Below are 25,511 nucleotides of genomic sequence, written 5' to 3' on the forward strand. Positions count from 1 at the left end.
ATTCTCATTTTTGAAACAGTCATTTACAATCAGTAAACTCCTTGGTTTCAAAAATATCGAAAGCCTTGTCTTTGAAGCTTTTTTATCAAAGACAAAAAAAAACAGTTGTTTTCTTGCAGCCACTATTTATGAGCCACAGCAATATCTATTGCGTAACATATGCCGAAAACATGATTGTGAACCGTGAAAAGACTTGGTACGGGTGACTCCTAATTTTTAACCTTTAGTGACCTGGAATTCGTCTCGTCGTTTAACATTTAGGAACAAACGAAAGGATAGAAATGATATGAGATCGAGATTCTTATGCATACTCAAAGTAAAAGCAATAGTCCAAATTTAAAAAATTTAACCATAAACTACACCTATTATTTGTCATGTTACTATGCTCATTGTAATAATTCATAAAAATCTCGTCTACACAAAATATACATTCATCAACAAAACTAATTCACTAACATATTCCACAAAAATATCATCAATATAACAAAACTATTTTTATAAGCCATTTAAACAGGTGGTTCCAAACTCACCAAACTACTCTACATAAACAACATACAACAATAAACACATCATCTATTCTTTACAAAACATCATGAATCATAACACCCTACTTCCATATCTCACTTCTTTCACTCCCTCAAAAACACACATGTTTACTGCAACCTTCGTTTCATTTATTCGAATACAATGTTCAAATACCTAACAAAATTCGTATAAAACTTACTCAAAGAACTATGAAGAGAAGACAGTTGATGGTAGGAATAATGATGATAATGTCACTAACCATCCATGGTCAACAGTCCATGTTTAAGGCACTGTTTATGTTTAACTTTGCTAAATACATCGTATGGCCAGACCAGGCAAAGCAAAACGAGTTTATTATCGGTGTATCCGGAAACGATGCCATTATTTCGGAATTGAACAAACTAGCAGCAATCAGAAAAATTAATGGCAAGCCCATTGTAATCAAAAAGGTGAAATCACCATCCGAAGCTCCCAATGCAAATATGTATTACATTCCCGCCTCTAACTCAGGAAAATTATCTGAGGTTACGACTTATTTCGCGGGTAAGCCTACGCTAATTATTACCAACAAAGATAACTTATGTAAAAAAGGTGCTTGCATCAACTACGTCAACCGTAATGGCAAGCTGAAATATGAAGTAAACCAAGCCAACATCAAATCACACCAACTGAATGTAGATCCTAAACTTATCGCGCTCGGTATCGAAATAAAATAAATTAAACACACATGTTACTACGAAAATATATATCACTCATTTTATGGATGGCCGTTACCATCTCCGTATATGCACAAGAAAACAAAATAGACATCCATAGTATTAGCCGAGAACAAGTACTAGAGATGAAAATAGAGGAACTAGCGCTATACGATTTAGACGAACTTTCCCAATTAATGGATATAGTCGGAGCCTCCAGTCTGGATGAATTATATGACTTACTATTAAACAAAGAGGTTACCTCTGCTTCTAAAACAGAAGAAAATCTATTTGATTCACCCTTATCTACCACTGTTTTAAGTCACGACCAAATAATTGCATCCGGAGCCACCTGTATTGAAGAAGCGCTGCGCCTGGTTCCTGGAGTTATCGTTCGAGAAAAAACCAATGGTAACTACGACGTTCACATTCGAGGTAACGACAACCTTCCTTCTAAAAACATGCTATTATATTCTGAAAATATGAATACCTTGGTTATGATAAATGGCCGCCCGGTATTTAATTATTCACATGGCGGTACAATATGGGAGACTCTACCAATAGGCTTTGAAGATATAGATCGAATAGAGGTTATACGCGGCCCTTCCAGTGCTTTATATGGTCCTAATGCTGTTTCTGGTGTCATCAATATTATCACACAAATGATAACTTCTGAAACACCGCTTATTTCAGGCAACTTTCAAGGTGGCTCTTTAAGCTCATACATTGGTGATATAGCCTTTAGAAAAAAAATAAACAAAAAATGGAGTATAGGAGTCACTGGCAATTACGAAATACGCAAACGAGAAAGAGACGATTTATTTATATATAACGGAGAAGATGATAACGGAAATCTTTTATATACTTTAGATGGTAAACCCACCGGATCCGGCTACTATACCAAAGATGAAATCAGTAAAATGTATAAAGGGCAATACCAACTATGGGCTCCTTATATGGTGGGCAAGCAAACCTACGACATAAACACCTCATTTCCTAACCCTCAACAATCAAAAGAACGCATTGGGGTAAATGGATATCTGCATTATGCACCAAATAAATACACAACAATACAGCTTTCTGCAGGCTCACAAGAGTCAGAAGCATTGTCCTCAACAATGGGCGATGTACCTACACCCTACTCCACAAAAAAAGCAGCTACCCAATACATAAATTTACATACTACTGTAAAAAACTTTTCATTACAAGCCAATTTCAACACCGGAACCATAGATTACATGACTGGAAATGAAGGATTTGAACTTGACAACAAACAATACAATATTCAAGCTGAATACAATTTTAAAATAGGCGGTTTAGATATACGTCCTGGCGTAAGCTATCAAGCCATGACCTATGATGATTCTCCGCATATTTCAGAAAATGGAAAAGGTTATTTAAATGGGGAAAGCACCATCGATATTCTAGCTGGCAGTATGCGACTCGATTACAAACCAACTGACAAATTACGTTTTGTTTCCGCCTTGCGTGCCGAAAAATATAACCACCCTGACGATATTTATGCTTCTTGGCAATTTGTAGCTTCCTACAAAATAAACGATCACAACCTATTAAGAGCTGTATATTCAAGGGCAAACCAGTCGTCATTTATCGTAAACACCTATTCAAACTACACATGGAATATAGTCAATCGCCCTTATCCCCGGGTGATGCAATTTGGAGGAGAAATCAATGATTATGACCTTAAAACCATGGATATGTTTGAATTGGGTTACAGACTAAGGCCTGTAAAAAACATATTGTTGGATTTCGAGGCCTTTTATCATGTATCAAAAGACTTCGGTGCCTTAGCACCCGATTACACCGACTACGTCGTATATAATCCTTTGCAGGCTATCATGGGGCAAGAAGCCATAGGACGTCCCGATTCAGTACATATTCAATACCAAAACTATGATCTAAAATCGAAGCAGCTAGGACTCAGTATAAATATGGATTGGGTAATTAATGAGAAATTAGTAGTAAATGCTAACTTAACACTTCAACAAACCCACCTTGACCATTATCAGCCTGCCAGCAGAGACGATATTATTTTACATCAAGCCACGGTAGCTGGAGCTAAGGTACAAACTGCACTGGAAGAAATTGGTAGTCAACTATTGTCAGGAGAAATCACACCAGAACAGGTTCCAACCTTTGTGAAAGCATCTTCTACCTCATTACCTGAAAATAACATCAATAATTATCAGTACAAGGGCACTCCTTCGTATTTTGGTGGATTTTCAATTACATATCGCCCCACTAAAAAAATAGAATTTTTTCCTCAGGCATATTTTTATGGTAAACAAACGTTCGAAAACCAATACTATGCCGAAGAAATTGATGGTAAAATATTACTAAACCTAAAAGCGTCTTACAAAACCTCAAATCATTTAACTCTCTATATAAATGGAAAAAATTTATTAAGCCAACAATCAAGAGAATTTGCCTTTATGGACCAAATACCTGTGATGATTTTAGCAGGGATTCAGTTCAAATTGTAACCTGAATGACGTATAAGAACCTCGTCATGAGGATCAAAAGTGACTACAAGCCAGAACTTGCTGGCATGAAGCATAACACCTCTTTATTAAATTGGAACACGTTAGTCCACAACTTGATGGGCAGCCATTTTAATGCGTAATATATTTTTTAATAACTCTTGGAGTTTTAAAGAAAAAAAAACATCTACATAATTTTACTCCACAAGGGCTGTCTCTAGACTAAAGAGGCAGCCTTTATGCATTAACTCGCTTTTTAAAGATTTGGCCTAACACTTGTAATATTTATATATACATCAGGATCAAAAATAACTTTAAACACTAACTATCAATATAATACAATAAATACAACCTATTTGAACCCTACATAATGGTAATAAATAGGCTAATTTATTTACATATTGGTAACATATACCGAAGTAAATGACGAACCTGAAACCAATCTTTGCAAAAAGTATTACACTTGGCAATGATTGAATTCTCTTGTGACACACAAATGACCATTAAAATAATTACAAATGAAAGCATGTATCCCAATTATGGGCAACAATACCCTTCAGAAGGAACGCGTTGCCAACGATTTTTACAAAGCACAACATTATTGCATTTATGATTTTGACACAGACGCCTCCGTCATCTATTCCTTGTCGGATACCAATACCATATACATGTCCCTCAGTGAAATAAAAAAACAAGGCATTCAAATCATCATCACCCCTAACTTACGACCTATGGCTGCCAAAATTTTATTTGAAAATGAAATAGAAGTATACAAGGCTGTTGGAAATGTAACAAAAGAAAATATTGACCATTACAAAAGAGGCTTACTACAGGATTTCACCGAAACTATGATTGAAAGCAAAAAAGACTGCGCTTCTCAATCTTGCGCTTCCTGTTCTTCATCAGACAGCTGTCATTAGTTGATTATTCATAGGGACTCCTGATCAAATATAAATTTTTATTGGTGGTTGGGTACTCAAATGCGGATTACTCATTTATTGAGAATTACGAAATATGGTTATGGAAAAATTGCATCCCTCTATGTTTTTACATGAATATGTTTTCAAGATTGAACTGTCCTCATATGTTCTTTTTATTCGGGAAGGTTTATTTTTAAAGGCCCTCATGACAACTCCGTCATGAGAATTAAAAGTACAATCAATCAATAACTTGTTGAAATGAGGCATAGCACCAGCTATGGTGAATTAAAGAAAAGTAACGAAGTGATCTCGAATGACACCATAAAAAAAAGGCCATCTCATCAGAGACAGCCTTTTATATATTTTATACGCTATTAGGACTAACCTAAATACGATTTCAACAATTTACTTCTGGAAGTATGTCTCAATCTACGAATCGCTTTTTCTTTTATTTGTCGAACCCTTTCACGTGTTAAACCGAAGCGTTCACCTATCTCTTCCAAGGTCATTTCTTGTGTTTGAATACCGAAGAACAGTTTAATAATATCCGATTCACGCTCAGTCAAAGTAGCTAAAGCTCTTTCAATCTCACGTGCCAAGGACTCATTAATCAAAGTTTTATCAGCATTCGGAGAATCACCGTTCACCAAAACATCCAGCAAGCTATTATCCTCACCTTCCACAAATGGGGCATCCACAGATATATGCCGACCAGATACTCGCAAGGTATCTGCCACCTTATCAACGGGCAACTCTAACTTATCCGCCAACTCCTCAGGAGATGGCTTACGTTCATTTTCCTGCTCGAATTTAGAATAGGCCTTATTGATTTTATTCAAAGAACCAACCTGATTCAAGGGTAGACGCACAATCCGGGACTGTTCGGCCAAAGCCTGTAGTATGGACTGACGAATCCACCACACCGCATAGGAAATAAACTTAAACCCACGCGTTTCATCAAATTTTTCAGCTGCTTTTATCAAACCAAGATTACCTTCATTGATCAAATCAGGAAGACTCAACCCTTGATTTTGATATTGCTTAGCAACCGAAACAACAAAACGCAAGTTAGCCCTTGTCAGCTTCTCCAAGGCTATTTGATCACCTTTTTTAATTCGCTGAGCCAATTCTACTTCTTCCTCTACGGTTATCAATTCCTCACGACCGATTTCCTGAAGATATTTATCTAAAGAAGCACTCTCGCGGTTAGTAATTGATTTTGTTATCTTAAGTTGTCTCATATCCTATATGCAAAATGTGGCGCAAAATTATACTTTTTTAATCTAATATCCAATTATTATACAAAAGAGTGAGACAAATTAAACGAATACTAATCCTGTAGATTAATAGCGTAATAGGCAACTTGTCCGTTTGGATAAACTCCTGTGATAAACAAACCTCCATCGGTAGATGCAATCACATTTTTCAAATCCTTCACACTGCTTATGGGTTCTCGATTGGCCTTTAAAATGATAAACTCTTCACCTACACCACTTTGTTTTAATTTACCGGTTTTAAGTTTAACAATTTTCATACCATAATCTATTCCTAACTTTGCCTTTTCCTGATCTGTTAATTTACGCAACTCCGCACCTAACAAATCGGATATTCCTTCTTTCTCTTTCACTAAGTCAGTAGAACCATAACTATTACGTAAAACTACGGTAAATTGTTTTCTTTTTCCACCCCTTTTTACAACTAAATGCACTTTATCTCCAGGACGGTGCTGACTCACTTGCTCAATTAGTTCAGAATTTGTATTAACTTTCACATCATCTATACTAATTATCACATCTCCTTCCTTAACACCAGCGGCATCTGCACCGCCATTCACAGTAACAGCACTCACATACACACCTTCCACTTTGTCCAGGTCATATTGTTCTGCAATCTCTGCAGTAACACCTACTATCTGCACGCCAATAAAGGCACGTTGCACTTCTCCAAACTCCATAAGGTCGGCCACTACTTTTTGAGCTATACCCACAGGAACGGCAAAGGAATAACCAGCATAAGAACCCGTTTGCGAAGCAATGGCGGTATTAATACCAATCAGCTCACCGCGTGTATTAACCAAAGCCCCTCCACTATTTCCAGGATTTACAGCCGCATCCGTTTGAATAAAAGACTCAATACCCATTGGTTGATTTCTGTTGGCCAGAATATTGATGCTTCTGGACTTAGCACTCACAATACCAGCTGTTACTGTAGAAGTTAGGTTAAATGGATTACCAACTGCTAACACCCATTCTCCAATCCTAAGATCATCTGAGCTTCCATAAGTCAAAAACACAAGTCCCTTTTCTTCAATTTTCAAAAGAGCAATATCGGTCGTTGGATCCGTGCCCACCAGGGTAGCTGTATAAGAGCGCCTGTCATTAAGTATCACTTCTATTTCATCTGCATTATCTATCACGTGGTTATTGGTAATAATATAACCATCTTCAGATATAATTACACCCGAACCAGATCCCATAACAGGACTTCTATCCGGCATTGTTCCACCCCTTGGTCCAAAAAAGAAATCATAAAACGGATTATTTTGTGAATATCCGTTACCGGAAACATTCGCTTTGGTCATCACGTGAACCACAGCTTCCACAGACTTCTCAGCAGCTACCGTAAAATCGGGCACCCCCACAGGCGCGGCAACTCCCATGGAAGCATATCGGGCAGCCGGTACCACAGGCCGCTCAACAGCAACGATCTCTTGATCAGGTTTCACAAATAACACAAACGCATACACCCCAACAATTCCACCGAGTACAGCTGTCAGGAACACAAAAAATATTCTTTTAACATTCATAACGTATAATTTTAAATTTACATGTCCGTAAGACATCTTATTATTATTTACCTTTTTATCCGATTCATGATCAGATTGTCATTTTTTATGACCATTGATAAAGTTTAACCATATCAGACGAGCCATGAGTAATATTTCACACACAGAGGGGTGATTAATTCTGGCGAGCTCCAAATGACCCTTGATAGATAAACTTTAAACATATGAAAATCACGGTTCAAAAATGGCAAATTATATGCCCTTATTATGCCAGAATAAGTACCTTAACCTAATTTTAACTGATTTTTCGTTAACTTTGTTCATCTTTTTTCAGACAGGTATCATTTAAAAGAATCTAATTATCAAATACTTTGAATATAAACATAATGCAAATTGAATTTTATAAATACCAGGGCACAGGCAACGATTTTGTGATTATCGACAATAGAGATGGAAATTTTGACAGCAAAAACATTGATCTTGTCAGTTATTTATGCAACCGAAGAATGGGTATTGGTGCCGACGGACTCATGCTACTTGAAAAACACAAAGCAGAAGAAGTCGCATTTACCATGCGTTACTACAACAGCGATGGAAAGGAAGCTTCTATGTGTGGAAATGGTGGAAGATGCATAGCGGCCTTCGCCGTAAAAGTAGGCGCTGCAGATCCGTCAAAACCCTTCTATTTTGAAGCCGTTGATGGCATGCACATTGCCAAATACAACAATGGCATTGTTAGTCTGCAAATGACAGATGTTAAAACCATTGACATCAATGATGGATACTACTTCTTAGATACTGGTTCTCCCCATTACGTGGCCCACAAATCCAATATAGACACCCTTGACATTGTAAAGATAGGCAGACAAATAAGGCATTCAGATACTTTTAAACCTGCTGGCACCAACGTTAATATAGTAGAAGAAATTGCACCTGATCACATAAAAGTAAGAACCTATGAAAGGGGTGTTGAGGACGAAACCTATTCGTGTGGAACCGGAGTGGTTGCGTCGGCAATCAGCACTTTCACAAAAAACAATGAGTGCCGCGACTTCAATATAGACGTGAAAGGCGGAAGGCTACAGGTATGGTTTGAAGGTGACACAGCTGGTGGATTTAAGAACATCTGGCTTACAGGCCCTGCCACTTTTGTCTATAAAGGCAATATCACTGTATAGCAAGAACCTGCGAGCCGATGGTCACTGTCTCATATATATAAGCATGACTATCTGCCCGCTTCCATCTTACCTCCTTATACCTCTCCTATTGAGTTCTCTGCGATATCTAGCAGCATTTGCATTATGTTGCGAAAGTGTTTTGGCAAAATTATGGTATCCAGAAAAATCTTCTTTAGCACACATATACAAATATTTATGCGACTTAGCATTTAACACTGCATTTAATCCAGCCACAGAAGGAATTCTCACAGGTCCGGGTGGCAAACCGGCATACTTATAAGTATTATACGGGGAATCCACTTCCTTATCTGCATTCAAAAGCCTTTTAATGGAAAAATCACCCAAAGCATATTTCAAAGTAGGATCAGCCTGCAAACGCATCCCTCTCTTGAGTCGATTCAAATACAAACCAGCCACCATCGGTTTTTCATCAACCATCTGCGTTTCCTCATCCACAATGCTAGCTAAAATAGCTACCTCAATCATTGTCAACCCCTTTTCTCTTGCCTTACTTTGCTTCTCCGAAGTCCAGAAACTATCATATTCCCGTTTCATCCTTTTCACAAAACCACGCGCATCAGTATTCCAATATAGCTGATAGGTGTTGGGTAAAAACAATGCAGGTAAAGTATATCTATCAAAACCCAAGGTACCGATATATTCATCATTAACAAATAAACTCATAAGCTCAGCAGAGTCAACCATCAACTTCCCTCCCACGATCTCAGCCAAACGCTCCAGTTCTCGTATATTGTTGAATGTAACATTCACCGGTTCCTGCTTGCCACTTCGTAACATATTCACCAACCGATTATTAGACATGCCATCTTCCAGCTTATAACGACCGCCTTTTATGCGGTTAGGATATTCCTTTTTTTGGGCTACCCATTCAAAACTTACCATATCCTTGATAACTCCTGAACCTTCTAATATGGCCTTAAGCTCACTAAAACTGGCACCATTGGGAATATAAATATAGGGTGTTTCCACATGAGACAGATCTACATTAGCCGCATTAATATACCTATAAAACCTACCACCAAATAAAACAGCAATAAGTACCAAAACAATGAAGAACAACCCCATTCTCTTAATTCTACGGGTCATTTTCCTCTTCGTCTTCTTAACTTTATTTTTCATTTAAAATATCTAGAGTGAACATTCAAATATAACAGAATATTCCGTTCTGCAATTACCTTGCAATACATTAAACTTAGCGAAATAAAAATAAATAAAAAGTTTTGCAAAGAATATTATATTTTTGAAGAATCAAAATCAGAAATCAATAAAACTAAATACAATGTATAAATTATTTCTATTGACTACCCTCACGCTAAGTGTAATTAGCTGCAGATCATTAAAAGACTCCGGGAGTTCTAGCTTTAGCGACAGCGACTCCCCCTATGTTCAGGAAGAACCAGTGGTAAAACCAAAGGTGAAACCAAAACCAATAGTAGTAAAAGAAGAAAAGTTTAAAGTAATTGAGTCTGAAGACGATATTGCATACAAATATTATGTGATTATTGGATCCTTTAAAGTGCTGAATAATGCACGAACTTACAAAAACACCTTAATAGAGGAGGGATTTACTCCTGTAATACTGGAAAACGAAAATGGGCTTTATCGTGTCTCCGTATCTGCATATAAGAATGAAACGGATGCAAGAAACAAGGTTGGTTATATCAGAACAGAATTCGAAAAATACAACGACACTTGGCTTTTAATAAGAAAACGTTAAAGTATTATACAAATCATTTCGCCCGCCAATATTTCATGGGCTAAATGTTTTATATATTTTTGTAGCAAATCAATACCGAAATAACAAATAAAATATAGATATGTACAAGCCGGTAAAACTAACCGATGATGTTTTTTATGTTGGTGTTAATGACAGAAGAACACATCTTTTTGAGAACATATGGCCTATAGAGCGTGGCGTTGCATATAATTCATATGTAATTGCGGACGAAAAAGTAGCTCTTATTGACTCCGTTGAAATAGGACAAGTTGAAAAATACCTAAAGAAAATAAAAGCTATTATTGGAGATCGCCCCATAGACTACCTTGTTGTTAACCATATGGAACCAGACCATGGCGGCTCTATAGACATCATCCGAAAAATGTATCCTGAAATACAGATTGTAGGCAACAAAAAAACCTTACCCATGCTGGAAGGATATTTTGGCATTTCAGATAATACATTAGAAATTAAAGAAGGAGACTGCCTTCATTTGGGCAAGCACACCTTAAACTTCTACCTGGTACCTATGGTACACTGGCCCGAAACAATGGTCACCTACGAATCTAAAGAACAAATATTATTCTCAGCTGACGCTTTTGGTTCTTTTGGAACACTGGATGGTGCTATCTTTGATGATGAATTTGAATTTGAGTATTATCGAGATGAGATGCGTAGATATTATTCAAATATTGTTGGAAAATATGGTTCCCCAGTACAAAAAGCACTTGACAAACTGGCAAACCTGGATATCAAGATGATTGCCTCCACCCATGGCCCCATCTGGAGAAAATACATCAAAGAAGTCATTAACTACTATGATAAGTGGAGTAAGTACGAAACCGAAGAAGGTGTTGTGGTTGCTTACGCATCCATGTACGGAAACACTGAAGAAATGGCTGAAGCTGTTGCCCGTGAACTAGCAGAAAACGGTATTAAACACATCCGTGTTCACGATGTATCTAAATCACACGCCTCGTTTATTATTTCCGATATTTTTAAATACAGAGGGGTTATCTTAGCGAGTCCTACCTACTGTAACGAACTCCATCCAAATATGGAAGCGTTGACTTCCAAATTAGTACATATGGGCGTTCAGAATCACTACCTGGGCATACTAGGATCATTCTCTTGGTCCGGTGCTGCCGTTAAAAAACTCACGGCCATCGGAGAGCAACTTAAATGGGAAATTGTTGGCGAAAGTGTTGAAGAAAAACATGCGCTCAAGTCAAACAAATACGACGCTTGCTTAAAGCTAGGGACTGCTATGGCTGACAGACTAAAACAAGACAGAAAATAGCATCCACAAAACAAAATATTACCAATTGGACAGCTGTGTCAGAGAGACATCCATGAAATCTCCCTGACACAGCTCCCAAACTACATATCATACAATTCCACACCAAAGCGATTCGTCTTATCCACCTATGCGGTAATTCAAAAACCTATTGCCATAAAACAAACTAGCTAACATCTTAGTTATATGTAATTTTAATGCATCTTTGGGCTAATTCCAGGATCACGTACAAAAGTTGGGTCTGTTGAAAAATAAGTATTTATTTAGCTATTAAATAGAAACTGATAAAATAAATTGTGAAAGAAGAACTATCATTGGAGCCATCGGTGGCTCTATTTTCACCAGCAGGAATATTAGATTATTTCCAGATCGTATCCTATCGGAAATCTTCAAGCGGAAAGCATATTTTAAACTAAGGATTTGAAGTTAAGGGTGTTGATATTCTATTTTAATAATAATTTCAAGTATAACGAAAGTCTTTACAATTTATCCAACCATATTCAAGAACTCTCATCTAAAGGATATCTCCTATTAATGTACAAAGCTATCAATTAATGAACCGCAGGGTTGGCCAGAACAATAGCCCCGGGGCCGGCGTTGGCGAGAAGCTTCCCTGGGCGCACTTGAGGTGGTAGTGCTGTTGGCCTAGCGCGAAGGAAGTGTGCGCCGGACGGAAAGGGAAGTTGATGCAGGGCAGGTAGTGATCTATTGTTCTAGACCTTTTTGGTCCTTTTTATGGCAATGATAAAAAGGACATTAACGCAAGTTCCAAAAGCAAAGAAAATTATCATATAAGTTAGAAACATTGTTCTCGATTAGATAACGGAAGTACCAATGCTGCAGCAGAATCTTTCAATGCAAAAGTAAAGGATTTCAAAAGGCAATTCCGAGGTGTTGTTGATGTAAAATTCTTCTTATTCAGATTAACAAAAATATTTGCATGACAACTATAAACAACATTTACACCCAACTTTTGGCACTGACCCTAATTCCATTCGACACATAACCCCTTCTTTCAAAAACAAACACACAACCACCACATTCTCATGAGGTGATTTCATCGGTTTTATATTAAGCAAGTTTAACGTCTTCGTCGCCCGGAGTATTCCATCGCTTCACCATCTCCAAAGCCATAACTTATACCAAAGGTAAAAAACCTACGACCTTCGGTTAAACCATAGAGATAATAATCACTATCATGGTTTTCATATTCCGATTTCCGTGAGGCAAAAACATCTCTTACACCCAAGTTTACAACTACCCTCCCTTTCATCATCTTTTTTCTGAGACCTAAGCTGGCATATAAATTATCCTCATATTCCCACTGTACCGTTTTTCGCTTGGACCGATAATTTCCGGTTATCTCAACTTCTACATCAGCAGGAAACTTAAGTTTAGACACTAATTTCGAGGACCATTGATCCGCATTAAAATCGAAGGATGAAGCATCATATTCTCCTTTCCTGTTAAAATAGCTATAGTTAAAGTCGCCATTAAACGACAACCAATTATTAGGACTGTACTTTCCGTTAAACTCGATACCACCCGCATGATTAATACCAATATTCATTGGCATAGAGGTATTCACATTGTTCTCATAAACCGAAACATTTTCTACGGCATCAGTTGTATATCGATAATAAACACCAAAGTTCAATGAAGCCTTGCTGAGCACATAAATACTTGTCAATTCATAAGAATCAGTATACTCAGGCTGCAAATCGGGATTGCCAGCTCTGACGCTGTACGTATTACGAATATTAAAGAATGGGTTTAGATCCCACAATCTGGGTCTGTATATCCTTTTGGAATATCCTGCCTGAAGAGAAAAGTGGCTGGTCAGTTTTAATGAGGTATGGATGGATGGAAAAAAATTATAATAATTCTGATCATTAGACTCTTGCGTATTGATAAGCAAAGTCTTCAAATCGGTTTGTTCTATCCGCAGGCCGAGCTTTAATCCCATTTTTTTCCCTTCATAAGATGCGGTTCCATAGAGCCCCAATACTTTCTGATCATATTCAAACACATTGGTTAAGCCATCGTCCGCTAGCCATTGCATATTGTCCCAATTGCTCACCTCATAATCATTATTTACATCTTGCAACACATACTGTCCTCCGGCTTCAATCATAATCTCCTCTGTTAAAGGATTCGTATAGTCCAGGTTAAAAGTATATTTAGCTTCCTGAAAGTCGGTTGCTGTCTTTTGGTCAGCTCCATCAACATTGCCAAAATTAACTGTATTTGTAAACACCGATGATTGATCTTTACCGAAGAAATTACCCAAAGCACTAAATAATAACTGATGTTCTTTGTCATCCTTAAAATTCTTCACATACTGCAGCTCATATCTCCATTTAGGGTTTGTGGCATCTGTTGTCTCGTCCCTAAACCAGCGAGCCTCTTCCACTCCGTTGACCAACTGACTGTAACGAATCAACGAAGGCTGATCTTCAACTTCATAGGCTACATTTCCTGAGAGGGTCAATATGTTATAATCATTGATGTGATAATCGGTTCCTAATATAACATTGTAGAAAGTCTCTTTTCTATATTCGGTTCCTTCGGTAACAATGGATGAATGATTGATCAAATCACTATTAATACTTTTTTTATCCCTTGGCATTTCTCGTCGCCCAACACCAAGCTGACTAAACAAATTAAACTTTTCTGTTCGTCTATTGAGACTAACGCCCACACTATGATTAGCAGGACTACCGGTATTCAAGGAAAGAGAACCATTGAGACCTTTTCGTTCATCCTTTTTAATCACAATATTAATAATACCAGAAGTTCCTTCTGCATCATATTTGGCTGAAGGATTAGTGATCACTTCTATCCTCTCTATCATTTCAGCAGTGATCGTTCCCAGCGCATTGCTTTCATCGCTGGCTATAACAGATGGTTTGCCATTAATCAGAATCTGAACGCCTTCGCTGCCACGTAGACTGATAGCACCTTCTATATCCACATTTACCGATGGCACATTATTAAGAACCTCCATGGCACTCATTCCTGTACTGCTAATATCTTTACCTACATTAAAAACACGTTTATCAAGTTTAAATTCCGTTTGAGACTTCTCTGCCCTAACCACAACTTCTCCCACTTGATTATTACTTTCGTTTAAAGTTATCGTGCCCATATCAACCCTTCCATTAACAACTTTTATATTTGTTAAAACCACGGGTTCATATCCTAAAAAGCTAACTTCCACATAAAAGTTATCCGACACTGTCGCAAGCTCAAAGGCGCCATCATCGCCAGAGGTCGTTCCGGTAACATTCGTATTTGTAAGCTTATCTTTGATAATAATGGTGGCAAACTCAACAGGTCTGACAGCCCCATCAACAACAACACCCTTCACTATGACCTCTTTTCCTTGCGCGTTAACACCCATGGGCAAAGAAAACAAGATCAACCATACAATGAAATTAATTATTCGCATTTTTACATTTATTTTATTCTTAATTACCACAAAAAACAGGACTATTCAGCAATTAAAAAAAAATGATCTTTGAACGACACAAATGAAGCGCTCAATGACCCATTCAATTTGACAGGTAATACACTGTTGTTGGACGTATCAAACGAGCGGTTGCGGGGTTAAATTTCTTCATTTAAAACAAAGCCATTACTTTTAATTTGATAAGAAGAGCTATAAGTAAAACTTTCTCTCACCAACCAATGATGAAGATAAGGAGTTCCATATGGCTATTGAAAGATAAATTTAAACATATGAACAATAAACTTTCCCGTAAATCCATATCCATTCAGGAAATAATATTCCAATTCATCTTAAACATTTTGGCTTTTGTTTTTTATTCTTTTGACAAACACAACCCCCAAATAGCGCTTCATCAAATCGTATTTTTTATAAACTATGCCACCATCGCGTTCCTGATTAACTACGTCTTTTTACCTAAATTTTTCTATCAAAAAAAATACATACAATTCTCCCTTATCATTATTCTATTAACTTCCATTTCTATTATCATCGAGGAATTTGTTTTGGAACAAATATTCTTTCCCGATACCAGAGGCCGAAAATTTGCAGGTATGTTTTATACCTTATTAAACGGAATGCCCGTTATAACCATGCTATCGGGATTTAAATTTGCCTGGGATGCACTAATGAAGCAACATGAGGTTGAAAAGTTAGAGGCTGCCATTAAGGACAGCGAACTACGTTTCCTAAAATCTCAGATCAACCCCCATTTTCTTTTTAATAACCTCAATAATCTATACGCCTATGCCATTGAAAAATCGCCCAAGACACCCGAAATTATTTTGGAATTGTCTGCAGTACTAAGATATATGTTGTATGAATGTAAAGAGAAATTTGTTTTGTTGGAAAAAGAAATAGAACTCATTCATCACTACATGCAACTCAACGAATTACAAATTGAAGATCGTGGAAAAATTCACTTCACCAAACGCAACATTGATGGCTCATTCTATATTGCACCCATCATATTAATAGTATTTATTGAAAATGCCTATAAGCATAGTACGGCCAGTCAAACAAAAGATATTTTAATCGATGTAGAAGTAGAGCTTACCCCCAACGGTGTATTAAAATTCATTTGTAAAAACTCTTTTCAACAACTATCCAATACAAATGATTTATCAAGTGGCATTGGCTTAGAAAATGTAAAAAAACGATTGCAATTAATATATCCCAATGCGCATGAATTAAAAATAATTCGAGGCGATGAAACATTTGAAGTATATTTGTCTATCAATTTACATGAAGTTATATAAAACAAAGCCTTGAGGCCAACAAAAAAGTAAGGATTTATGATGGACTGCATCATTATAGAAGACCAGCCACCGGCGCAAAGAATTTTAAAAAAATATATCGCCGACATAGAAATACTACACCTAAAAGCCTGCTTTTCAAATGCAATAGAAGCTATGGCCTTTTTAAAAACAGAGCAGGTTGGTTTGATTTTCCTGGACATCCACCTACCTAAGATTTCAGGCATGGATTTCTTGAAAATGATACCGCAACAAACACACATCATACTCACTACTGCATTTCCCGATTACGCACTACAAAGCTACGAATACAGCGTTGTGGACTATTTGCTAAAACCTTTTTCGTTTCAACGCTTTGTAAAGGCCATCCATAAAATACCCATTACCAGCAAGCCTTCCTCTGACACAAAAACTCAGAATCAAATCCCCGAATTCCGCAAAGAGCTTTTTATAAAATCAGGACACGAACTCTACAAAATCATCACAGACGACATTATACTGATAAAGTCCGATGCTGATTATACCGAGATCATAACCACCCCTAAAAAATACTTAGCAACAGAATCCTTGCGACATTGGGAAGAAAAATTAAACATGAATCAATTCGCCCGCATTCATAAATCCTTCATCATTAACACTGCTAAAATTGAGAAGATTTCAGGCAACCAAGTGTATCTTACCAACCACACAAAGGTACCCATCGGTAGATCCTATAAGACAGATTTTATAAAAAGATTTGTAGAATAAAACCAGACAAAGCTAACCTGATTTAAGGTCAGTGCCAAAAGTTGGGGATAAATGTTATTTATAGTTGTCATGCAAATATTTTTATTAACCTGATCAAAAAGAACTTTACATCAACAACACCTCTGAATTGCCTTCTGAAATCCTTTACTTCAAACCCTTAACTTTAAAGTGCCAGACTAAATATTTCCAAAAAAAAACGCCCTTTAAGCAAGGACGTTTCTTTAAACCTGAATAATATATTAGGCATCAATATTAGCATAAGTAGCATTTTCCTCGATAAACTCTTTACGAGGAGGAACGTCATCCCCCATAAGCATAGAGAAAACACGATCAGCTTCTGCTGCGCTTTCTATACTTACCTGACGAAGCGTTCTTTGTTCGGGATTCATGGTTGTTTCCCACAACTGTTCAGCATTCATTTCTCCCAGACCTTTGTAGCGCTGTATATGAACAGAGTCTTCTTTACCTCCACTGTATTTGGCAACAAAATCCTGTCTTTGTTGCTCATTCCAACAATACTCCACATTTTTACCTTTTCTACAAAGGTACAAAGGAGGCGTTGCAATATATAAATACCCATTCTTTATCAAATCACGCATATAACGAAAGAAAAATGTCATAATTAGCGTAGTAATATGGCTACCATCCACATCGGCATCTGTCATAATCACCACTTTATGATATCTAATTTTCTCAAGGTTCAATGCCTTACTATCTTCCTCGGTTCCTATAGTAATACCCAGGGCCGTAAATATATTTTTTATCTCCTCATTTTCAAACACTTTATGTTGAAGAGCTTTCTCTACATTCAGTATTTTACCCCGTAAAGGCAAAATGGCTTGAAAACGCCTGTTACGCCCCTGCTTAGCGGTTCCACCTGCAGAGTCACCCTCCACAAGAAATACTTCGCAAATAGCTGGATCTTTATCTGAACAGTCAGCTAACTTGCCGGGCAATCCACCACCGGACATCACTGTTTTACGCTGCACCATTTCGCGTGCTTTACGAGCAGCATGACGTGCTGTGGCGGCAAGTATTACCTTATTAACAATTATCTTGGCATCCTTCGGATTTTCTTCCAGATAATGTGTCAACGCCGTACTCACTGCCTGATCAACAGCCAAACTAACTTCTGAGTTACCCAGCTTCGTTTTTGTTTGACCTTCAAACTGAGGCTCCTGAACTTTAACAGAGATCACAGCAGTTAGTCCCTCTCTAAAATCATCACCTGCAATATCAAACTTAAGCTTAGATAATAAACCTGATTTATCAGCCCATGTTTTTAATGTACGAGTCAACCCCCTTCGGAAACCAGTAAGGTGAGTCCCCCCCTCAATGGTATTAATATTATTTACATATGAATACACATTCTCACCAAAAGAAGTATTGTACTGTATCGCCAATTCAACAGGTACATCATTCTTTTCTGTGGTAATGTGAATCACATTCTCTGTCAATTTCTCTCTGGTCTCGTCAATAAACTCAACAAACTCTACCAATCCTCGTTCAGAATGAAATTCATCAGTTCGTTGATTTCCTTCCTCATCCAACTCACGTTCGTCTGTCAAGGTAATTCTAATTCCCCTGTTTAAGAAAGCTAACTCTCTCAAACGGTTGGCCAAAATAGAATATTTATACTCCGTAGTGTTAAAAATACTATCATCAGGCTTAAAAGTTATTATGGTACCGGTATCATCGGTAGCGCCCAACTCTTGCAATTCACCCTGAGGTACCCCTATGGCATATTCTTGTTGGTATGCCTTACCATTCCGGTGAACCTCTGCTTTAAGATAGGTAGAAAGTGCATTTACACAGGAAACACCTACACCATGCAGACCTCCCGAAACCTTATAAGAATCTTTATCGAATTTACCACCGGCATGCAGCACAGTCATTACTACCTCTAGAGCGGATTTACCTTCTTTTTCATGAAGATCCACAGGAATACCACGTCCGTTATCTTTTACTAAAACGGAGTTATCTTCTTTAATAATTACCGAAATGGTGTCACAATGACCGGCCAAAGCCTCATCAATGGAGTTATCTACAACCTCGTAAACCAAGTGGTGTAAACCTTTTACGCCAACATCTCCAATATACATAGCAGGTCGCTTACGAACTGCCTCTAACCCTTCTAGTACGGTAATACTATTGGCTGAGTAACCGTTTTCTTGATTCTGGTTGTTATCGTCAATAATTTCTTCGCTCATCAATTATAGATTTCTCGTATAAAAACTTCTTGTTTTATGCTGCTCTTACAAAGTGTACGATGCCACTTGTAAAGCCTTACAAAGATAACAAAAATAGTGGCTTTAAAAAGCGCTTGAAGTAGGTTTTTATTAACACCATAAAACACTCACAAACTGCATGTTATAATGATTTTAACAGGACCCCATTTTTAGTCCACACATATGAAACTCCATCACACAGAATTCCATACAAAATCATTCGTACGTTCATTTGCTTTTCACAAACCAACATACTCAATAAGAGACGATAACATCAGCACGCCCTACTTCACCTCATTAAAAAGAATATCCTACTCCCGCTCTTAGGTTTAATCCTTGCAAAGGATAGCCATTATACTGATAATACTTACCAATAAGAAGGTTATTCACATTTGCAAAAAGCGTCCATTTTGAACTCATATAATAGTTAAGTCCCATATTCAAGTCAATCACTCCCTTCAATTCCTTCTCCTCTTCACCAAGCACATCCCAAGCATATCGTTTGCCAATAGAATACATACTGAGATTAAACCACAAATCATCAGCAAACTCATAATTAGCAGATACTCCCAATTCCATTTCAGGCTTATGCCAGGCCTGAGCCAGTCGATCCATATTCCAACCATTATATTTTCCCTTCAACAGCATATTAAAACTAGAAGAAGGCTCGTATTTCAGCTCACCAGAAATGCTCAACAGACTACCATCATCATATTCAACATCAAATATATTAGACTGATATATCTGACCCGATACAGCAGATAGAGGGCTAACATCTGCGTAAGATCTATTTATAAAAAAGTGTTCATTCTCAAATGTAGAATAGTCTAAACGGGCGGTAAAGCTAGTCTGCGAGCTAAAGTTACCACGTAGCCCACCAAAAAGATGAATACCGTGAAAGCTATTATTTACATTTACATCAGCCGAAACAAATCTATTTTCGCGCTGTATCTTTTCGTAATTATTTATATAATAATCCCCTTTTACTCCGGCAAAAGCAGTAACGATACCCTCTGCTATCTCCAAATCAGCTTCCAAATGGGGTGACACATTAAAATCATCATCCTCCCCGCCTAATTGGGCAAAAATATCCAATCCTATTTTCACATTAGCCCCTTCAAACTGAAAACCCAGAGCAGGCGATAAATTTACCACTGTCATACTACGGTCTACAAATTGATACAATGGAGAAATAGAATCAGGAATAGAAGTACCGTAGTAATCAAAACCACCCACCACATCAACAAACATATCATTCATATAGCTACGCACTGTTCCATTTAAGCCAAAATGATTTTCCTGAACACCGGTCACATTACCAAAGGTTCCAAACTCAAATTCAGCATCAAAAGGAGTTCCGGAATCATCCAACACTTTATTATTCAAACCTACAGACAAGTCAAAAGAACTCAAACGCTGTCTTTCGTCCGCCATCAAATCCTCACCCAAGAAAGGCTCCAAGGGATAGGTCAAACCATAGTAAGAATCTGTTTCTTCCAAATTTTGATATCCGTAATAATGATATATATTATGCAAAAAGTCAGCATCTATCGAAAGGGTGTAATCTTTCCAAAAGCGGCGAAAATACAAAGAGGCCCAAGTATCATGAAAAGGAGCATCCACTTTTGTATCATCTTCCAGTTCAACATCTCCTGCAGAGGTAATATGCCCCAGATTTAAGCCTACCGCATATTCCTCAGAACGAAGGACATTATAATTTAGCTCGCCGAACAAAGTCACATAATTTCCCAAACCGCCTTTTACATATGACTTATCTAAAATCGTCTTTCGTTCGGGTGTTAAGCGCGCGGCGGATATAGGCTCCACAGCCAGCCCTGAAGACATGGCCTTTGACAGGATATCGTATGAAAAGTCAGGGTTAAAACTAGCCTGATCGACCTCATCCACGGGCATCTCATTTATTTTATAAGCATCTGATATGATGGGATTATATTCTCTTACCACTTTCACATCCTTATTTAACTCCTGCCCATTGACAGACACAAAACAAAGAACGGAAACTGCAAGTAAAAGTATTTTATTGATATGTTTCATTTTTAAAATATTATTCAAATTCAAGATGGAGGAATGCTTATTGAATGTTTAACGAATCGGCAGACTCCTCTGCGGTGGACACTGCCATTTTCTTTTCCAGGTTGGACAAACGTTTTGCCACTATCCCTAGGATATCATCCTTCCCTTTATAGTTTTCTGTGATACTTTGCAAATATTGTTTAGCCTGAAAATACTCCTCACCCGCCTCATAAATGTCTGCCAACACAATAAAACTTCTGGCCAGCCAATATTGATGCGAAGTTCCTTTATTTGCAAAGTCAAACACCTCATCCTCGGCTTTTTTATATTCTCCCATATCAAAATAATATTGGGCTATTAAATATTTAGACTCTGCACCTTCGGCACTTTGGGGGTTTTGGGCCAACAACCCATATTCTGCCATGCCTTGTTCGCTATCTCCTTTCATCATATGAGCGCCTGCCTTTATAAACCTAGCTTCCCGAACAATCTCAGCAGCAACCTTAGGATCATCCAATACTATTTGTGCAGCCTCAATGATATTGTCAGCATCCTGCAGTTTGGCATAACACCGTAACAAGCCAATCCGTGCTTCCACCTGGTTAGTTTGATTCTCGGCTACTCTTTCCAACTCACGGAAATTATTCAAAGCCTCCTGATAACTTTCCATGGCATAATTAATTTCTCCCGATCTAATCAATGCCTCTTCTGTAAAAATATTTTTACTGCTAGATGTAACATTGCGATATGCTTTTAGGGCATCACTCTTATCTCCTTGCTTGTACAAACAATCTGCCATATAGTAATTGGCATTGAGCACAAACATACCCTGAGGATATTTTTTCAGATATTGTTGAAAGTTTTTAATGGCGATATCACACTTGGTTTCTAAATAATAGCGCTCTGCAGACACGTAACTTAACGAGTCTTGCTCTCGTTCATCCACCTGAGCAAAGCTTCCTAACTTTTTAGTGTATCGCACATAGCCATCCAAATCATTCCTGTCCATATAAATATTACGTATGCCTAACAGCGATTCGGATGCCTCTTGCGTTCCAGGAAACTCATTTACAACCCGCTTATAAAAAGCCAATGAATTATCATAATCACTGGCATTATAATAAACCAAGCCCAATTGCAACATAGCCTTCTTAGAATAACTACTACTAGGATACTTTTCTTTAATAGTCTTATATCTTTTTATGGCATTATCCAAATCATTGAGTGCCACATACGACTTACCCATTTCGTACAGAGCATCATCCACATAGTTAGAATTGGGGTATTTTTGAATCAATTCATTCAGTTCCGATATCTTTTGATCATGCTTTCTCAACACCCCCAGAGAGATACCTTTTTGGTATAGGGAATAATCCGGAGCCCCTTCAAGATAAGCCTCTCCCTGCTCATAATAGTTAATGGCTTGTTGAAACTCACGCTGCACAAAACAACAATCGCCAATACGGTTATAAGCATCTCCTACAGTGGGAGCATCCTTATCCATTTCCATCTTAATATATTTTCTCCACCACGATTTGGCTTTTTCGTAATGCTTAGATTTGAATTCGGCATAACCAATATTATAATGTGCTAAATCAAAGTATTGCGTTTGGTAACTTCCCGGCATCAAAATAAATTGATTATAATCCTTTACTGCTGCTTCAAAGTTATTTAAGCGGTATTTTGCTTCTCCTCTCCAGTAATATGCCTTCACCTTTAGGTCATTGTCATACTTTTCATACTGTAGACTATAGTCGAACACTTCAATGGCTTCTGAGAATTTAAGATTTGTAAAAAGATCAATGGCATGATAATAAGCTACCCGCTGAATGGCTCTATACACACCCGCATTCTTTATTTTTATTTGCTCCAAAGCACCCAAGGCCTGTTTATAATTTTTCGTTGTCAAAAACACTTTCCCAAGATAATCATAGGCCAGGTCAATTTTATCGCTCTCTGGAAACATCTCAATAAAACCCATTAAAGAGTTAATAATCTCATTAAATGGAGAGTACGACAGCTCATAATTGAGTTTGATAGTATTAAAAAGAGCATCTTCCTGGATATCCTTATCAAAATCCAGTTTTGCCGCGGCTTCAAAAGCAACACGAGCCCTTTTCTTATCATTTAATCTAAGATGACAATCTGCTAAATGATAGTAGGCATTCTGTGCCATTTCATCATTAGCCGAGGTAACCATACTCAGATATTCGGCTGCTTTGTCATACTCTTTTTGATAATAATAGGCAAAGCCCAAATGGTAATAATCTTTTCTTCGTGCACTTTCTGATAAATCAATGGTTTTCTGGAAATACCCGGTCGATTTTGCATACTCTTTCTTGGCAAAATATGATTCTCCTACAATACGAGCCATATCGGCCTTACGTTTCTGGGTACCCTTTTCCATCATTGGTAAGGCATATTCAATAGATGCATCGTAATCACCTTTTAAATAATGAATTTGAGCAATATAATAAGGTACTACTTTTTTAAAAGCCTCCACATTCTCCAGTCGTCGAAAGCCTTTAAGTGCCGTTTCATAATTTTCTTTTTGGTATTGAATATGCGAATAATAATAATTGGCCGCATCATAGTACTTACTATCAACATCCTTTAAGTCGTAAAAATACCTATTGGCCACATCATATTCTTCCTCCATAAAATGACAGTATCCCCTTTTAAAGAAATAAGCATAACGTGTTTCATCATCTAGCTTTCGTTCATCCACGTCGTCAAACTGGCGCAAGGCTTGTTTAAACTTTTTACGATTCATCTGAATATCGCCCAAATGAAAATAGGCAAACGCTTTTCTATTACTTTCTGGATGTTCAATAATAAACTGTTCAAACAGGTATTGGGCATCACCGTTTTCCAGCTCCTTTGCACAAATAGCCCTATAATAATAAGCTTCTGATATTAAATTAGAGCCTGCCTTAACCGAATTACCTATAAATTTTTCGAACTGCTCACGAGCAGAGCCAAACTTATTGAGACGATAAAGCTCCAGGGCTTTGTCAAAATCTTTTTCCGGTTGTTGAAATCCAATGGATTGTTGCGAAAAAACATGTATGCTTAAAAATAAAGCAATAACTGTTGTGGTAAGGTATTTAGTATATATCATTCAACAAAACTTTTACTTCTGATTATTGGTAAACCATCATTTCTGCTTTCGGGGCATAAAGATAAAAATTTTAACCTTTACAGGTTCATCTTATGCTTATTGATTAGCATTCAGCACCAAAAAATAAGAATTCCTCAAAATACAGTGATCCATTTTAATATCTAACTTGTTAAACGTAACAAAAACACAATTTATTTTTTTAATTTCACGCAATATTTTTAGGCAACTCAATAACAGTACATTTATAAAATGAGCAAGCAATCCCTCCCCATAGAAAATAAAGAAAACAACATTGTTGAGTTTAAGAATAGTGTCATCCGTCACCAGGAGAATATTATTTTAAAAGATGTTAACCTGGAAGTGAAAAAAGGTGAGTTTATTTATCTGATTGGTAAGGTTGGAAGCGGAAAATCAAGCCTATTAAAAGCGATGTATGGTGAAGTTTTGGTAAAAGAAGGATCCGTTTTTTCTGTGGGTTACAACCTAAAAAAAATTAAATCAAGCCAGATTCCTTTTTTAAGAAGAAAAATGGGCATTATTTTTCAGGATTTTCAATTACTCAGTGATCGTTCTGTGTACGAAAACTTAAATTTTGTTCTTAAAGCCACCGGTTGGAAAAACAAAAAAGAAATGGATGTGCGTATCCGCGACGTACTCACTCAGGTTGACATGGTACACAAAGGATACAAAATGCCACACCAATTATCTGGTGGTGAACAACAACGCATTGGCATTGCCCGTGCCTTGTTAAACGAACCGGACTTGATATTAGCCGATGAGCCCACTGGTAATCTGGATCCGGAAACAACCAACGACTTAATGAGGCTGTTGTTAAAAATTTCGGAGATGGGAAAAACTGTCATTATGGCAACCCATAATTATGGTATGATAGACAAATACAAAGGACGTATATTAAAATGTGAAGATACACACCTGAAAGAGGAAAAATCATGATTACCTCAGACAAACAGCGGTCAT

16 protein-coding genes and 1 pseudogene are annotated in these 25,511 nt (G+C 37.4%); 10 read left to right on the forward strand and 7 right to left on the reverse strand.

All coding sequences use genetic code 11. From position 1 onward, the window contains the following. Nucleotides 1–734 precede the first annotated feature (734 nt). The 3 genes from CYTFE_RS26080 to CYTFE_RS0110300 all read left to right on the forward strand — a co-directional run bounded on the left by CYTFE_RS26080 (nt 735) and on the right by CYTFE_RS0110300 (nt 4,641). A complete protein-coding gene (locus CYTFE_RS26080; protein ID WP_052343138.1) occupies nt 735–1,241 on the forward strand; it encodes a YfiR family protein in 507 nt (168 codons plus the stop codon). An 11-nt stretch (nt 1,242–1,252) separates the two neighbouring features. After that, nucleotides 1,253–3,724: a TonB-dependent receptor plug domain-containing protein gene (locus CYTFE_RS0110295; RefSeq protein ID WP_044262734.1), complete on the forward strand. Its 2,472-nt coding sequence runs from the start codon at nt 1,253–1,255 to the stop codon at nt 3,722–3,724. 515 nt (nt 3,725–4,239) lie between these two features. Further along, a complete protein-coding gene (locus CYTFE_RS0110300; protein ID WP_044262735.1) occupies nt 4,240–4,641 on the forward strand; it encodes a hypothetical protein in 402 nt (133 codons plus the stop codon). A gap of 380 nt (nt 4,642–5,021) precedes the next feature. Here the strand turns inward: CYTFE_RS0110300 and CYTFE_RS0110305 are convergent, their stop codons facing one another. Both CYTFE_RS0110305 and CYTFE_RS0110310 read right to left on the reverse strand, forming a co-directional pair. Continuing rightward, entirely contained in the window at nt 5,022–5,882 is an 861-nt protein-coding gene (locus CYTFE_RS0110305; protein ID WP_027471717.1) for a sigma-70 family RNA polymerase sigma factor, read from the reverse strand. Between the two features lie 89 nt (nt 5,883–5,971). After that, on the reverse strand, nt 5,972–7,447 hold the full coding sequence (locus tag CYTFE_RS0110310) for a Do family serine endopeptidase (RefSeq protein WP_027471718.1): 1,476 nt from the start codon (nt 7,445–7,447) through the stop codon (nt 5,972–5,974). Between the two features lie 365 nt (nt 7,448–7,812). Here CYTFE_RS0110310 and dapF point away from each other — a divergent pair, with 365 nt between their 5' ends. Next, the gene (gene dapF / locus CYTFE_RS0110315; RefSeq protein WP_027471719.1) at nt 7,813–8,604 is read left to right on the forward strand and encodes a diaminopimelate epimerase; all 792 of its coding nucleotides are present in this window, start codon (nt 7,813–7,815) and stop codon (nt 8,602–8,604) included. A 66-nt stretch (nt 8,605–8,670) separates the two neighbouring features. On the opposite strand, the gene mltG is transcribed toward dapF, so the two are convergent. Further along, a complete protein-coding gene (gene mltG, locus CYTFE_RS0110320) occupies nt 8,671–9,744 on the reverse strand; it encodes an endolytic transglycosylase MltG (RefSeq protein WP_027471720.1) in 1,074 nt (357 codons plus the stop codon). A 160-nt stretch (nt 9,745–9,904) separates the two neighbouring features. Here mltG and CYTFE_RS0110325 point away from each other — a divergent pair, with 160 nt between their 5' ends. The 3 genes and pseudogenes from CYTFE_RS0110325 to CYTFE_RS31130 form a co-directional block, all read left to right on the forward strand. Beyond that, entirely contained in the window at nt 9,905–10,342 is a 438-nt protein-coding gene (locus CYTFE_RS0110325) for an SPOR domain-containing protein (protein ID WP_027471721.1), read from the forward strand. Between the two features lie 100 nt (nt 10,343–10,442). After that, nucleotides 10,443–11,642, forward strand: coding sequence for an FprA family A-type flavoprotein (locus CYTFE_RS0110330; RefSeq protein ID WP_027471722.1), 1,200 nt, complete (start codon nt 10,443–10,445; stop codon nt 11,640–11,642). A gap of 824 nt (nt 11,643–12,466) precedes the next feature. Further along, a pseudogene (locus CYTFE_RS31130) lies at nt 12,467–12,583 on the forward strand (hypothetical protein); the annotation flags it as partial. Nucleotides 12,584–12,720: 137 nt separating this feature from the next. Here CYTFE_RS31130 and CYTFE_RS0110335 read toward each other — a convergent pair. Continuing rightward, complete coding sequence (locus tag CYTFE_RS0110335; protein WP_052343139.1) at nt 12,721–15,090, reverse strand: outer membrane beta-barrel family protein; 2,370 nt, start codon at nt 15,088–15,090, stop codon at nt 12,721–12,723. A gap of 290 nt (nt 15,091–15,380) precedes the next feature. On the opposite strand from CYTFE_RS0110335, the gene CYTFE_RS0110340 reads away from it, so the two are divergent. Continuing rightward, nucleotides 15,381–16,406: a sensor histidine kinase gene (locus CYTFE_RS0110340; protein ID WP_027471724.1), complete on the forward strand. Its 1,026-nt coding sequence runs from the start codon at nt 15,381–15,383 to the stop codon at nt 16,404–16,406. A gap of 36 nt (nt 16,407–16,442) precedes the next feature. Beyond that, the gene (locus CYTFE_RS0110345) at nt 16,443–17,150 is read left to right on the forward strand and encodes a LytR/AlgR family response regulator transcription factor (RefSeq protein ID WP_027471725.1); all 708 of its coding nucleotides are present in this window, start codon (nt 16,443–16,445) and stop codon (nt 17,148–17,150) included. A gap of 239 nt (nt 17,151–17,389) precedes the next feature. Here CYTFE_RS0110345 and gyrB read toward each other — a convergent pair whose 3' ends face one another. The 3 genes from gyrB to CYTFE_RS26085 form a co-directional block, all read right to left on the reverse strand. Continuing rightward, complete coding sequence (gene gyrB, locus CYTFE_RS0110350) at nt 17,390–19,360, reverse strand: DNA topoisomerase (ATP-hydrolyzing) subunit B (protein WP_027471726.1); 1,971 nt, start codon at nt 19,358–19,360, stop codon at nt 17,390–17,392. 315 nt (nt 19,361–19,675) lie between these two features. After that, nucleotides 19,676–21,433 (reverse strand): TonB-dependent receptor, encoded by a 1,758-nt coding sequence (locus tag CYTFE_RS0110355; RefSeq protein ID WP_027471727.1) that lies wholly within the window; start codon nt 21,431–21,433, stop codon nt 19,676–19,678. 37 nt (nt 21,434–21,470) lie between these two features. Next, a complete protein-coding gene (locus CYTFE_RS26085) occupies nt 21,471–24,533 on the reverse strand; it encodes a tetratricopeptide repeat protein (protein ID WP_044262737.1) in 3,063 nt (1,020 codons plus the stop codon). Nucleotides 24,534–24,782: 249 nt separating this feature from the next. On the opposite strand from CYTFE_RS26085, the gene CYTFE_RS0110365 reads away from it, so the two are divergent. After that, nucleotides 24,783–25,487 (forward strand): cell division ATP-binding protein FtsE, encoded by a 705-nt coding sequence (locus CYTFE_RS0110365; protein ID WP_200871398.1) that lies wholly within the window; start codon nt 24,783–24,785, stop codon nt 25,485–25,487. Nucleotides 25,488–25,511: the final 24 nt, after the last annotated feature.

The sequence above is a fragment of the Saccharicrinis fermentans DSM 9555 = JCM 21142 genome, from assembly GCF_000517085.1.
In the GTDB taxonomy this organism is placed as follows: domain Bacteria; phylum Bacteroidota; class Bacteroidia; order Bacteroidales; family Marinilabiliaceae; genus Saccharicrinis; species Saccharicrinis fermentans.

What these genes read in the sequence shown, in the direction of transcription:
- CYTFE_RS0110340 (WP_027471724.1), top strand. Translation starts at nt 15,381, where the DNA reads ATGAACAATAAACTTTCCCGTAAATCCATATCCATTCAGGAAATAATA.
- CYTFE_RS0110310 (WP_027471718.1), bottom strand. Translation starts at nt 7,447, where the DNA reads ATGAATGTTAAAAGAATATTTTTTGTGTTCCTGACAGCTGTACTCGGT.
- CYTFE_RS0110305 (WP_027471717.1), bottom strand. Translation starts at nt 5,882, where the DNA reads ATGAGACAACTTAAGATAACAAAATCAATTACTAACCGCGAGAGTGCT.
- CYTFE_RS0110365 (WP_200871398.1), top strand. Translation starts at nt 24,783, where the DNA reads ATGAGCAAGCAATCCCTCCCCATAGAAAATAAAGAAAACAACATTGTT.
- CYTFE_RS0110335 (WP_052343139.1), bottom strand. Translation starts at nt 15,090, where the DNA reads ATGCGAATAATTAATTTCATTGTATGGTTGATCTTGTTTTCTTTGCCC.
- CYTFE_RS0110300 (WP_044262735.1), top strand. Translation starts at nt 4,240, where the DNA reads ATGAAAGCATGTATCCCAATTATGGGCAACAATACCCTTCAGAAGGAA.
- CYTFE_RS0110295 (WP_044262734.1), top strand. Translation starts at nt 1,253, where the DNA reads ATGTTACTACGAAAATATATATCACTCATTTTATGGATGGCCGTTACC.
- CYTFE_RS26085 (WP_044262737.1), bottom strand. Translation starts at nt 24,533, where the DNA reads ATGATATATACTAAATACCTTACCACAACAGTTATTGCTTTATTTTTA.
- CYTFE_RS0110325 (WP_027471721.1), top strand. Translation starts at nt 9,905, where the DNA reads ATGTATAAATTATTTCTATTGACTACCCTCACGCTAAGTGTAATTAGC.
- CYTFE_RS26080 (WP_052343138.1), top strand. Translation starts at nt 735, where the DNA reads ATGAAGAGAAGACAGTTGATGGTAGGAATAATGATGATAATGTCACTA.
- mltG (WP_027471720.1), bottom strand. Translation starts at nt 9,744, where the DNA reads ATGAAAAATAAAGTTAAGAAGACGAAGAGGAAAATGACCCGTAGAATT.
- CYTFE_RS0110330 (WP_027471722.1), top strand. Translation starts at nt 10,443, where the DNA reads ATGTACAAGCCGGTAAAACTAACCGATGATGTTTTTTATGTTGGTGTT.
- CYTFE_RS0110345 (WP_027471725.1), top strand. Translation starts at nt 16,443, where the DNA reads ATGATGGACTGCATCATTATAGAAGACCAGCCACCGGCGCAAAGAATT.
- gyrB (WP_027471726.1), bottom strand. Translation starts at nt 19,360, where the DNA reads ATGAGCGAAGAAATTATTGACGATAACAACCAGAATCAAGAAAACGGT.
- CYTFE_RS0110355 (WP_027471727.1), bottom strand. Translation starts at nt 21,433, where the DNA reads ATGAAACATATCAATAAAATACTTTTACTTGCAGTTTCCGTTCTTTGT.
- dapF (WP_027471719.1), top strand. Translation starts at nt 7,813, where the DNA reads ATGCAAATTGAATTTTATAAATACCAGGGCACAGGCAACGATTTTGTG.